This window comes from Ruegeria sp. ANG-S4, from assembly GCF_000814005.1.
Classification (GTDB): domain Bacteria; phylum Pseudomonadota; class Alphaproteobacteria; order Rhodobacterales; family Rhodobacteraceae; genus Ruegeria.
The window spans coordinates 416,546-428,561 of record NZ_JWLK01000001.1 but is presented as its reverse complement, the minus strand read 5'-3'; the positions used below and the strand labels follow the sequence as shown (position 1 = coordinate 428,561).

The window sequence follows — 12,016 nt, the reverse complement described above, 5'->3', positions numbered from 1 at the left end:
TTTCTTCGGGATCGAACCCGTATCAGGTCTTGCAGATGGACAAAATAAGAACAAATGTAAGAGCCTGATCCGGAGCCTGCCTATGCCCTATGCCCATTCCGACAAGACCCAACTGACCGCCGACGATGTGCGCGCACGCCTGAAGCTTGAGGGTGGTAAGCAGTTTGTCATGCATACCGAATTCGCCCCGGCAGGCGACCAGCCAACGGCGATCAAGGAACTGGCCGGGGGCGTGTTTGATGGCGAGCGTGATCAGGTTCTGCTGGGCGCGACCGGCACGGGCAAGACCTTCACCATGGCCAAGGTGATCGAGGAAACCCAGCGCCCCGCCATCATCCTTGCGCCCAACAAGACACTGGCGGCGCAGCTTTATGGCGAATTCAAAGGCTTCTTCCCTGAAAACTCGGTCGAATACTTCGTCTCCTACTACGACTATTACCAGCCCGAGGCTTATGTGCCGCGTTCGGACACGTATATCGAGAAGGAATCCCAGATCAACGAACAGATCGACCGGATGCGCCACTCGGCCACGCGGGCGCTGCTCGAGCGTGATGACGTGATCATCGTCGCCTCGGTGTCGTGCATCTATGGTATCGGCTCGGTCGAAACCTACGGGGCGATGACGCAGGATCTGAAGGTTGGCAACGAATACGACCAGCGGCAGGTGATGGCCGATCTCGTTGCCCAGCAATACCGCCGCAATGACCAGGCGTTTCAGCGTGGGTCCTTCCGGGTGCGCGGCGATTCACTGGAAATTTGGCCCGCCCACCTTGAGGATCGCGCGTGGAAGCTCTCGTTCTTCGGTGAGGAACTGGAACAGATTACCGAGTTCGACCCGCTGACCGGCGAAAAGGCCGACACGATGGAGCATATCCGCGTCTATGCGAACTCCCATTACGTGACTCCGAAGCCCACGATGAACCAAGCGATCATCGGGATCAAAAAGGAACTGCGCATCCGGCTCGACCAATTGGTCGGTGAAGGGAAACTGCTGGAAGCGCAACGTCTGGAACAGCGCACCAACTTCGACCTGGAAATGCTCGAAGCCACGGGCGTCTGCAACGGGATCGAGAACTATTCGCGCTATCTGACCGGGCGCGCACCGGGTGAACCACCGCCGACCCTTTTCGAATTCATTCCCGACAACGCCATCGTGTTTGCCGATGAATCCCACGTTTCGGTCCCGCAGATCGGCGGTATGTACCGGGGCGACTATCGCCGCAAGTTCACGCTGGCCGAACACGGGTTCCGCCTGCCGTCCTGCATGGACAACCGCCCCCTCAAGTTCGAGGAATGGGACGCCATGCGCCCGCAATCCGTCTTCGTCTCGGCCACCCCGGCGAAGTGGGAGATCGAACAGACCGGCGGCGTCTTCACCGAACAGGTGATCCGCCCCACGGGCCTCTTGGACCCCGAGGTCGAAATCCGCCCTGTTTCGATGCAAGTGGACGATTTGCTGGATGAAGTCCGCAAGGTCGCCGCCAACGGCTTCCGCACGCTGGTCACCACGCTCACCAAACGCATGGCCGAGGACCTGACCGAATACCTGCACGAACAGGGCATCAAAGTGCGCTACATGCACTCGGACATCGACACGCTGGAACGCATCGAAATCCTGCGCGACCTGCGGCTTGGTGCGTTCGACGTGCTGGTTGGTATCAACCTGCTCCGCGAAGGGCTCGACATCCCAGAATGCGGGCTGGTCGCCATTCTGGACGCGGATAAAGAGGGCTTTCTGCGCTCGGAAACCTCACTGATCCAGACCATTGGCCGCGCCGCGCGCAACGCCGATGGCCGGGTGATCATGTATGCCGACAAGATCACCGGCAGCATGGAGCGTGCCCTGGGCGAAACCAACCGCCGCCGCGCCAAACAGCTCGCCTATAACGAGGAACACGGCATCACGCCCGAGACGGTGAAGAAAAATGTCGAGGACGTTCTGGCCGGTCTCTACGAGGGCGATGTCGACATGAACCGCGTCACCGCCACCATCGACAAGCCGATGCACGGCGCGAACCTCGAGGCCCATCTGGACGGCCTGCGCGACCAGATGCGCAAGGCCGCCGAGAACCTGGAGTTTGAAGAGGCCGCCAACATCCGGGATGAGATCAAACGTCTGGAAGCGGTCGACCTCGCCGTCGCCGACGACCCCATGGCGCGCCAATGGGCGGTTGAAAAGGCGTCAGAGGACGCGGTGAAATCGCGTGGGCGCTCGACGGCTGGGCGGCCGGGGCAGCGGGGCGGGAATGTGAAGCGGAGGAAGCGGTAGTTCATATATCCCGCGGATCTGGCCAAGGTACAAATTTCAGTCCTTCGCCTTCGTAGAATGTCCTCTTCAAGAATTGCAGGTCGCTTTCCCAATCTGAAATTGCATATCGATATCGAACCGCGTCATTGCGAATTCGCAATTGGCAATTTGATGCAATTAAATTCGCAATTTTCCTGAGACGGGTTGTGCTCATTGGTGAGCCGTATTCATTGCCAAATAACTGTGTGACAGCTTCGGGAAGTTCAAGCCGCAAGAAGTCATTGAGAAATCGCTCGCGCTTGGACTTGGGCCACCCGTTTGTTTTACCCGCGGTATAGTCGAACATTTTTAGTGCTGAAAAGTCACGAAATGTGCCGCCGTTAAGCCCACTCCCCTTTGGAGGAGCAAGGTTGATGACTGGCCACTCCCAAGTCGACTGTTTCGGTTTGGATTGCGGCGGTGACAAATGCAGGTCAGGCAAGGCAAATTCCCATAGTTGTTCACGTCCTTCGCCAGGCAATATCGCTTCAATTTTCTTATAGAATATTGAAAAGGTCGCACGAATTTCGTTGTGATATTGCGCCGTGTCGACTTCGTTGCGGTCACGCAAGAGTTCAGCTAAAGCATCTATGCGCATTTCTACGTCATTTATTTGAGCAAGAGATGAAACGATCGTTTCGTCTTCGACGTAGGTTAGAAATTCTTTAAAACTCGTGTCGGAATTCATGGCTTTCGAGAGTCGTCACAGTAGTCTTTAGCATAGTAGAGCTCGATTTTTATATCGATTTTTCTGATCTTTTACTACATCTTCAAGTCCTTCAAACCACTAGGAGTTTAACCAATCAAATTGACCCTCTGGTGCAGCATCATGAAGCGTAAGCATCAGAATTATTTACTAATTTCTAGTTTACGCTTGTGTGCGAAGCTATGCTCTGGCTTTTTCTAGCTTTGATTGCGGCATGTCAATGCGAAAGCTCACTCACTTAGCGAGCCAAGGATGGGTACTCAAACGCATCTTCTCCGACAGGTCAGCTTTTTAGCAAGCGTAGGATGGGTGCTCGCAACCATCTTGCCTGAGCAGCCTCATCTGACTGGTCCAAGTTGATTGTTAGTGCATCATCGGCCTTTGATCCATCGGGATGATGGTTTCGGGCGCTGGCGCGCGATTGCTTGCTGTGGGCTGGCTGTCGCTGGCTCAGGCTGGCTTTCGTTGGCTTTTGCGTGCTGTTGCTGGCGCGAGGCTGGCTTTTGCGTGCTGTCGCTTACGATGGCTTGCGAGCTGCTTGGTTCCTGCGAACCCGTTATGACTAGACATAGCAAGCGTAGGACGGGTTTCCAACCCATCCCTCCGAGGCGACTCAGACTCAAGATGGGGCAAAACCCCATCCCAAACACCGCACGAAAAAAGGGCGGGAAAATCCCGCCCGCCGGCTCATCCCTTATCCCAATGGGCAATCACATCATAGCCAACCGGCGTCGGCGGACCTTCCAGAAATTCCGCAAACTGACCCCATAGCTCGGCCACTTTGGGCGCGTTTGCGTTCGAGGTCGCCTCGCTCTCGACCACCGAGATCACATAGCCCGAGCCGTCCTCGTTCATTACGTTGGTAAAGCAGTGCATGCCGGGCATGCCCATGATGTCAGACTTCAGATCATTCATTTTTGCCGTCGCCGCGTCGCGCGTGCCGGGCTTCATCTTGAATTGAGTAATGCGTGCAAACATGACTTTCCTCCCTCGTTCGGCGAAATTGCCAAATGGCGTGACCGGTACGACCCCGCCGCGCGCAACGTATCACAGCGGCCTGAAATCTCGCATTGATACTTGGGAATTCAAGGCATTTTCAACCTAACGCCTGACCCGAACGCGGGCATCGACACTTCATAGTTGCGGCCCAGCGTTCGCAGCGCAGCACGCATGGGGTCCAGAGCGCCATTGACGGGGTATCCGTAACCCGAGTGGAGCTGACGGAGAACCTGGCGCGCACGTCAGCGAAATCCGTTGGCACCTCCAACAAATCCACCTTGCGCAAGCCCCGACCCAATCGTCAATGCGGGTCATCATCCTTGCCCGAGGCCCATTCGCAGCTAAGTAACCGCTCATGCGCATCGCTCTACTCTCTCTGATCCTAGCCACCCCAGCCACCGCGTGGGAGGCGACTGTAGGCTCAATCTGCACGCTCTCCCACGACACCGAACAGGCTGAGATTCTCCTGACCTACGACCCGGCACAGCCGCTTTATACCCTGACGATCACCCGCAAGGACGGCGGCTGGACGCAAACCCCGTGGTTCGCGATGCGTTTTGACGGGCCCAACCCCATCGAAATCGCCACACCTCGCCATGTTTTGTCCGGCAACGCCGCCGCCCTGACGGTCACGGATACCGGATTCGGCAATGTTCTGGACGGGCTGGAATACAATCAGACCGCCTATGCCTTTACGCAGGACGGGTCGACCGAGTTCCCGTTGGACGGCGCAGCCCCTCAGGTTCGTATCTTTCGCGATTGCGCCGGGGCTCAGCTTTCCTGACCGTTTCACAGTACAAGATGGGTGATCACCCGTCTTGCAATCCCAGCTCTGCCCGCATCTTCCTGGTCAGCTTGGCCACCACCAATTCGTAGGACGTCACGATATGCTCGCGCAGCGAGGCGTCGCTCATTCCGCGCGGCTCGTAGACCTGCAGCCATTTCATCCCACGCGACGCGAGATAAGGCGCGGGGCGGATGCCGGGTTCATCGCTGAGAACTTCAAAGGCCAGATCGGTGGCCTTGAAGGTAAATGCGTCTTCTCCGTCGTTCCAGCCGCAGATCGCAAACACCTTGCCGCCGACCTTCCATACATCCGCATTGCCCCATTGAACCACATGGCTGGTCGCCTTGAGGCCGCCGCAAAAACTGTTGAATTCGTCCCGGGTCATACTGCGATCCTGGCCCTCGGGCGCGATGGGCGCAATAAGAAGGTCCGCGCGAACCGACTTACGGGCGCACGAACTTCGCGTTTCCTACCATGCGCTGTTTCGGGGCCTCGGTGCTGGGCAAAACTGTCGGGCTTGCCTTCATAACCGGGGCGGCTGTTTCGCAGGCTATGCCGTTGCCGTCCGGATCATTGCGCTTGTGATACCCTGCGTCGCCCTCGTGGAACGCACCAAACCCCATCGCTCGCGTCGCATCACATCCCGCCAGGGCCACAAGGTGCAGAACAGCTTCGGGCCGCTCCCGGTCGGTGGCGCGGAAATAGGTGCCCAGCGCGATAATCCCGGTCGTCAGCGGAAGGGCCAGAACCATTATCAGAATGCGAACAGGCGACAAAGCCCGGCGGCGTTGCTCGTCAGCGCGGCGATGCCGCCGGATCGAGCGGCGGGGCATCGTCTGGTCTTGGGAATCATCTGTCTTCATGGGGCGATGCATAAGCCACGGATGTGGCAATCACATGGCCAACCGGTGACCGGTGCGAGACTTTCGTACAGGCGCGCCGAGCTCAATGCTACGGTGCGGCGCCTCTCACCACATCAGCGCACCACATGGACCGCGCATTTTGCGTGCCGTACCACATGTGTCGCCGTCGAACCCAACAACAAATCCTGCATGCCGGGACGATGTGATGCCATGATGATCAGATCAGGCTTGTTCACCTCTGCCCAATCCAGAATCGTTCGGCCCGAATGGCCTTCAACCAGAACGCCCTTTGCGTTTGGAACTTTGGCTGCCAGCGTATCCAGTTCCACCTTTATCGCCTTCCGCGCCTCGGACATGTACTCGGTCGGCATGTACGAGATCGCATAGTCCGGGATATGCTCTACCACATGAAGAAGGGTTACCTTTGCGTCAGAAGTGGACAAAAGCTGCGCCAGTTTCAGTGGCCCCGAAGTGTCCCGCTCGGCATCAAAGGAAATCGGAACAAGAATGTTGTGATGCATCGCACGTACCTCCGTATTTTCGTCACCAGATTGTACCGGGGCCCTGCCTGCGTCCTTGATCCAAATCAGGCGATCAAAACGTTTCCGCCACGTCGTACATCACAGGCTCGAAGCTTTTGCACAGTTCGTTGATACGACGATTGCGTTCCCGCATTTCCGGCGTCCGCAGCATGGCCAGAAAATCTTCGCGCCGCTCCCATTGCGAGTAGTTGGCGATTCTGGTCTGAGCGTCATTTACATGCAGGCCAGCCGCAATAAACCCCGGCCGTTTCGAAATGAATTCACCGTAGGCATCGGTAAGCGCCTCCAACAGGTCCTGACACGTACCTGGGGTCATCTCGAATGTGGTGATTACAGTTTGGCACGCATTGCTTTTTGAAATCTGTGGCATAAGGCTTCTCCTTTGGCTGGGACAAGCCTAGCACAGCTTCGCCAAATGCCATCAGTTTCCCGCGTGGGAAATGACACCACTGCATCCATAATTCGTCGGACTACTAACCAACCGTTAACCATGTCTGACAATGCTGCCGGCATGAAACGTTTTTTGTGTGCGGTCCTTTTGTTATTCGCAGCCTGCGGGCCTGTTTTGGCCGGGGCGTGGCTGCGTGACAAAGGTGCCGGATTCTCTGCGGTATCGGTGACGGGCTTCAAAGAAAGCGATGTCTACAAATACAAGACGTCGCTATATGCAGAATATGGTCTTGGCCCAAGGCTCACCGTGGGTCTGGATGCCGAGGAACATCAGGACCTCTATGGCCATGCCCTTGTCTTCGCTCGATTTCTTGTGGCTGATTTTGGCCGTTCGGGGCGAATGGCGGCTGAGCTCGGGGTGGGTGCCCATCACCGTCAGCTGCAGGTTTGGGCGTTGTACAAGGCTACATTGTCCTACGGGAGGAATATCGAAACCAAGATCGGTAACGGCTGGCTTGCCGTGGACGCAGCGCTGGAATACCGCACCCACGACGCGCTGTTCCGGAAACTGGATTTTACGGCCGGGCTGTCGTCGGGCCGGCGCATTGATCCGTTGCTTCAGATCGAGACAAGTTACACCCCCGACCGGCCCTTTTACTGGAGCGTGCGCCCCTCAATCATGTACCGTCCGAAAGGCGGGCAATCCACCTGGGTATTGGGTGCCGAGCGCAACTCCTTCCGGGACACCACGGGGATCAAGCTTGCGCTCTGGCTCTCCTACTAAAAACCAGCCATGCGATCAGGGCGGCCGTTGCCCGTTTCTGTCAGGTGTCAGCACGCACAATCACTGAGACCTGCCCGCTCAACGATTCCGGCCAGCGCAATCGGATCGCATTCTGACTGGACCCCTGTTTCAGTTCGACATACGGCGCAGTATATCTGGTCGTGCTCAGCGCTGTCCGCAGCGGTGCAAGGGCAACAACTGAATCACACCCCCGCGTGCGCCCGCCAAAGGGTAGGCGACTGCTTGTCCCAATAGACCACGAAGACGATCTGGAACTTCGCGAGTAGGTTACCCGCAACGGGTTCTCGCAAGCCGTAGTAATGCCGTGGAACGTGTTGCTTGCAAAGTTCAGCCCGGCAAATCGGTCGGGGTTCAGCGTGGCAAAGCTTGTATCCACGCGATCGACACGGCTGATGGTGCTGGCATTAACGCGGAATTTGTTGCCGGTCACTGTCAATCCGTTGACGAAGTGGCCGCTGCCATAGGGTCGAATTACGATGTAGCCAAACCCGGTAGCAACATCGCTGGCATAGAAAATGTTGTCTGTGACGCTGAGTGCGCTGAAAGAATAGCCGCTGCTGTAGTTCGGTGCGGTGTCCCTTTCGTTCGTCCACTGGATAAAGCAATTGTCCACATAGTTTTCCGCAATGGACGAACTGTTGTAGCCGCCGATCAGAACCAACCCGGCGTTTCGTACGCCGGTCGAGCCGCCATCGCCCTGGAAAAAATGATTTCCCAAAACAAGGTTATTGTCGCCGCCAAGCACCGCGAAATGATGGAAACGGTTCGCTCGGTTGTGGCGCAGTTTGACATCGTTCGCGTTGGAATTCACGGCAATCGAACTGCGATCAGCCACATCCAACCCCTCTTCGCTGGACAGGAACTGGCACTCGTCAATCAGCATCCCCTGACACCCCGTGCCCGTCGAAGTGACGCCGCGGTCCTTGGGTCGGCTGACGAAACAGTCTTTCAGGGAAAAGGTGTTCCCGCTGGGCGCAAGACGGATTGCGCTGCAACGGCTGTTGCACTGGAACTCGATCGCCTCCATGCCGAACTTCTGCAACGTGCTAAAACCGCCAAAGTCCAGCATGTATTTGAAGTCGGTAAACGTGAAGCTCTGGGTGCCCGCGGCGTCATAAATCGCCGCATTCAACGTAATTTCACCCGCGCCCACGTTTTTTGACCGAACGTATATCTCGCGCCCGACGCCGCTGCCGGTGACCAACGAACCAACGGGGATGTTGGCAACGTTAGCGACATTGGTCAGTTTGGTCGGGTCTGACGGGTTATATGTCGCGACCGAAGTGAAAGTCTCGTTTTCCCAGGCCGTATTGCTTTTGGCATCGAATTGCCCGTTTCGAATGATGCGCCGGGTGGCATAGCTGTCCCGGTTGGGCACCGCCGCCTGCATGTCGATCGGCCCGTTGATCGCAATTTTGCGACCGCCAAGGTCCAACGAGTCGTGGTCTGCGTTGTTGAGAAGGGCCTGAAAGGCCTTCCTGAACGCCAATTCCTCGTCCCCGAACGCCGAGACGTATGTGGGCAGATCAAAGCTTTTGGTTAGCAACAGCATTCGATCGTCTGGCATGATGACCGTGCCATCGAAATCTACGTCACATGCTAAGCTGACGTTTTCGTTCAGCAGATAGGTGCCTTGTGGCACGTAAATCCGCCGCCCGTTGGCCGCTTGGTCCGCAGCTTCAAAAGCGGTAGAGTCGTCGGTCACGCCGTCGCCGACCGCACCAAAATCTCGTACATCGACGACGCCCAGCATATCGCGCAGGAAGACGCCGGATATATCCGTGATCTCAATGTCATCGACGCGCACGAGCGCCCCATTGGGGCCATTGATGTCCAAGCCAAAGTGACCATAAAGCGCCTGTGAACCCCAGGGCATATCCACGCCTTGGCGGCGACCGCTGCCGACAATCGCCGAGATTTCATAAACGCGACCGTATGACGCCAATTGCGTCGCAGGGCCTTGTTCAATCAGTCCTGTGACATGGATGTCACCGGCACCGCCGGCCCAACCGGCAATGCGAACCTCGGGCAAGGGACCACTGATGGCTTTGACCCGTGCTTTGATCTGCAGATAGCAACCCGGAAGCAATTGCGTTTGGCCCATATACCGCAGTCGTTGTGTGGCTTCGGTCTTGAAGATCTCCAGACAGCCAGCAAAGTCCGCATCCGCCGGAACAAAAGCGCCAGAGCCGGAACCATCGTAAGTTGGAGAACCCGGTGTGCCATCACCACTGGACCAAACACCCAGACCATCAGCGAACGCCGGCGGCATGAACAAAATGCCGTCTGTGATTGCCTTGTTCATCGAAATCCCTTTCCCAAATGCGACGCAGAAGATGGCTGCGCGCGAAACCTTCGGGTCCGGGCTCACCCCGAACGCGAGGGTTTGGATAAAGAAAAGGGATTAACCACCGCTCACGTCACCGTGACGGTGGTGTTGCGTCACGCTGAAGGATCTGAATTTCTAAGCAACTGCACGCCATTGATCTTCCAGCCATTTTCGCGCTGCACCATCTGATAGTCCAGAATATGCACCCGGCCGTTTCCATCCGTGATCATGACTTTCTGCCACAAGTTGCCAGCAATTTCGCGCAGTTCGAGGAACCGCACATCGGCAGGCCGCCAAACCATCGGATAGCCGCGCCGCACCATCGTGCCGAAGTTCTCGGGTGTTCCGAACAGGCGCTGGATGTTGGGGCTGGCATAGGTGAAGGCGGTGGCAAAATCATCCGCTTTGAACGCCTGTATCTGGGCCGAGATATTGGCCTCAATCTCGGCGTTCTGCGCAAAGGCGCCCGAGGCCAATCCGGCACTCAATGATACAGCAAGCAACAAACGACGCATGGGGCCACCTCCTGTCGTTACGGTAGCCCCATCCGAGGTCAGGTCAACTCAGACCAGTTCTCCGGCCAGCGCCTTGTCAATCAGAGCGACGGTCTCAGGTACACCGTAAAGCGCAATGAACCCACCGAACCGAGGGCCCTGCGATGCGCCCAGCAGCACTTCGTAAAGCGCAGTGAACCAGCCCCGCAGCGGGTCGAAGCGGTCGCGCCCGATGGCATAGACCACCGATTGCAGCGCCTCGTCCTCAATGGGTCCGTCATAGCTTTCCAATGCTGCTTTCAAAGCCTCCAGCGCCTCGCGCTCCTGATCCGTCGGGGCGCGATGCTTGCGCGTCGGTTTGACGAAATCGTTGAAGTACCGCACCGCAAAGCCCGCTGCCTGATCCAGATCGGGATGCGTTTCCGCCGTCGCCTCGGGCGCATAGCGGCGGATGAAACCCCAAAGCGCCTCTTTGTCCTCGGCCCCGGAGACCGAGGCCAGGTTCAACAACATCGCAAAAGGAACAATCAGGGTCGACACCGGAACGTCGCCGCCGTGAATGTGCCAGACCGGGTTGTTCAACTGCGCCTTCAGATCCTGTCCCGGATAGGCCCGCAATTGCTGATGATACTCATCATAGGCTTTCGGGATCACATCGAAATGCATCCGCTTCGCCGTCTTGGGCTTTTGATACATGAAGTAAGCAAGGCTTTCGGTCGGCGCATAAGTCAGCCATTCGTCAATCGACACACCGTTGCCGGAGGATTTCGAAATCTTCTGCCCGTTCTCGTCCAGAAACAGCTCATAACTGAAATGCTCCGGCGCACGACCACCCAGCGCGCGGCAAATCGCGTCATAGATCTTCTCGTTGGTCGCGTGTTCCTTGCCGTACATCTCGAAATCCACGCCCAGCGCCGCCCAGCGCGCGCCGAAATCCGGCTTCCACTGCAATTTCACGTTGCCGCCGGTCACAGGCAATGTCCATTCCTTGCCATCTTCATCATCGAAGGTGACGGTATAGGTCTCGGCACAGACCTTTTTCATGGGCACATACAGAACCCGGCCCGTCTCGGGATGGATCGGCAGGAAGATCGAATAAGTCTGCTGCCGCTCTTCGCGCAGGCTTTTGAGCATGATTGCCATGATCTCGTCATAACGTTCAACCGCGCGTTTCAGAATCTCGTCGAACTGCCCCGAGTGATAGAAATCCCGCGCCGAATAGAATTCGTATTCGAACCCGAACGTATCGAGGAACCGACGCAGCATCGCATTGTTGTGCTCGCCAAAGCTGGGAAATTCGCCAAACGGATCAGGGACCGAGGTCAGCGGACATTGCAAATAGTCCTGCAACACCTCTGGGTTCGGCACATTGCTGGGCACCTTGCGCATCCCGTCCAGATCGTCCGAGAAACAGATCAGCTTGGTCGGGATATCCGACAGCGCCTCGAACGCACGCTTGACCATCGTGGTCCGCGCAACCTCGCCAAACGTGCCGATATGCGGCAGCCCCGAAGGGCCATAGCCCGTCTCGAACAGCACATACCCCTTTTCCGGAGCGCCCTTCTGATAGCGTTTGAGCAACCGGCGCGCCTCTTCAAACGGCCACGCTTTGGACGTCATCGCGGTTTCACGCAGTTCAGACATTATAGTTCAGCTCCATCGGAAAACGTGCCGGCCACTCCATGTGACCGACCCGGCCCCTGTTATTGTGCAGGTGCAGTATGAGTCAATGTCACCTGCCCGTTTTCAAGGCAGGTCTCAGAAAAAACAGTTATTGAACCTCCCCCCACCCCCACCTATCGTGCGGCAACAGC

At 57.1% G+C, this 12,016-nt stretch carries 12 protein-coding genes; 3 read left to right on the top strand and 9 right to left on the bottom strand.

Annotated features, from left to right (window positions below; translation table 11 throughout):
• Positions 1 to 82: 82 nt before the first annotated feature.
• A complete protein-coding gene (gene uvrB / locus RA28_RS02235) occupies positions 83 to 2,269 on the top strand; it encodes an excinuclease ABC subunit UvrB (RefSeq protein WP_039525541.1) in 2,187 nt (728 codons plus the stop codon).
• 1 nt (position 2,270) lies between these two features.
• Here uvrB and RA28_RS02230 read toward each other — a convergent pair whose 3' ends face one another.
• Positions 2,271 to 2,975 (bottom strand): hypothetical protein, encoded by a 705-nt coding sequence (locus RA28_RS02230; protein ID WP_039523291.1) that lies wholly within the window; start codon positions 2,973 to 2,975, stop codon positions 2,271 to 2,273.
• A gap of 705 nt (positions 2,976 to 3,680) precedes the next feature.
• Positions 3,681 to 3,971: a hypothetical protein gene (locus RA28_RS02225; protein WP_039523288.1), complete on the bottom strand. Its 291-nt coding sequence runs from the start codon at positions 3,969 to 3,971 to the stop codon at positions 3,681 to 3,683.
• A gap of 376 nt (positions 3,972 to 4,347) precedes the next feature.
• Here RA28_RS02225 and RA28_RS02220 point away from each other — a divergent pair, with 376 nt between their 5' ends.
• Positions 4,348 to 4,776 carry a hypothetical protein gene (locus tag RA28_RS02220; protein WP_039523285.1) on the top strand — a complete coding sequence of 143 codons (429 nt, stop codon included), beginning with the start codon at positions 4,348 to 4,350 and terminating at the stop codon, positions 4,774 to 4,776.
• 25 nt (positions 4,777 to 4,801) lie between these two features.
• On the opposite strand, the gene RA28_RS02215 is transcribed toward RA28_RS02220, so the two are convergent.
• The 4 genes from RA28_RS02215 to RA28_RS02200 all read right to left on the bottom strand — a co-directional run bounded on the left by RA28_RS02215 (position 4,802) and on the right by RA28_RS02200 (position 6,554).
• A complete protein-coding gene (locus RA28_RS02215) occupies positions 4,802 to 5,164 on the bottom strand; it encodes an MmcQ/YjbR family DNA-binding protein (RefSeq protein WP_039523282.1) in 363 nt (120 codons plus the stop codon).
• Between the two features lie 58 nt (positions 5,165 to 5,222).
• Positions 5,223 to 5,642, bottom strand: coding sequence for an excalibur calcium-binding domain-containing protein (locus RA28_RS02210; RefSeq protein ID WP_241481044.1), 420 nt, complete (start codon positions 5,640 to 5,642; stop codon positions 5,223 to 5,225).
• A 113-nt stretch (positions 5,643 to 5,755) separates the two neighbouring features.
• Positions 5,756 to 6,163 carry a universal stress protein gene (locus RA28_RS02205; RefSeq protein ID WP_039523277.1) on the bottom strand — a complete coding sequence of 136 codons (408 nt, stop codon included), beginning with the start codon at positions 6,161 to 6,163 and terminating at the stop codon, positions 5,756 to 5,758.
• A 73-nt stretch (positions 6,164 to 6,236) separates the two neighbouring features.
• Positions 6,237 to 6,554, bottom strand: a complete 318-nt coding sequence (locus RA28_RS02200) for an antibiotic biosynthesis monooxygenase family protein (RefSeq protein WP_039523274.1) — start codon at positions 6,552 to 6,554, stop codon at positions 6,237 to 6,239.
• Positions 6,555 to 6,695: 141 nt separating this feature from the next.
• On the opposite strand from RA28_RS02200, the gene RA28_RS02195 reads away from it, so the two are divergent.
• Entirely contained in the window at positions 6,696 to 7,358 is a 663-nt protein-coding gene (locus RA28_RS02195; protein ID WP_039525538.1) for a hypothetical protein, read from the top strand.
• A 40-nt stretch (positions 7,359 to 7,398) separates the two neighbouring features.
• On the opposite strand, the gene RA28_RS02190 is transcribed toward RA28_RS02195, so the two are convergent.
• The 3 genes from RA28_RS02190 to RA28_RS02180 form a co-directional block, all read right to left on the bottom strand.
• Complete coding sequence (locus RA28_RS02190) at positions 7,399 to 9,684, bottom strand: glycosyl hydrolase family 28-related protein (RefSeq protein WP_039525536.1); 2,286 nt, start codon at positions 9,682 to 9,684, stop codon at positions 7,399 to 7,401.
• A 137-nt stretch (positions 9,685 to 9,821) separates the two neighbouring features.
• The gene (locus RA28_RS02185) at positions 9,822 to 10,223 is read right to left on the bottom strand and encodes a DUF4864 domain-containing protein (RefSeq protein WP_039523271.1); all 402 of its coding nucleotides are present in this window, start codon (positions 10,221 to 10,223) and stop codon (positions 9,822 to 9,824) included.
• A gap of 48 nt (positions 10,224 to 10,271) precedes the next feature.
• Complete coding sequence (locus RA28_RS02180; RefSeq protein WP_039523269.1) at positions 10,272 to 11,846, bottom strand: lysine--tRNA ligase; 1,575 nt, start codon at positions 11,844 to 11,846, stop codon at positions 10,272 to 10,274.
• Positions 11,847 to 12,016: the final 170 nt, after the last annotated feature.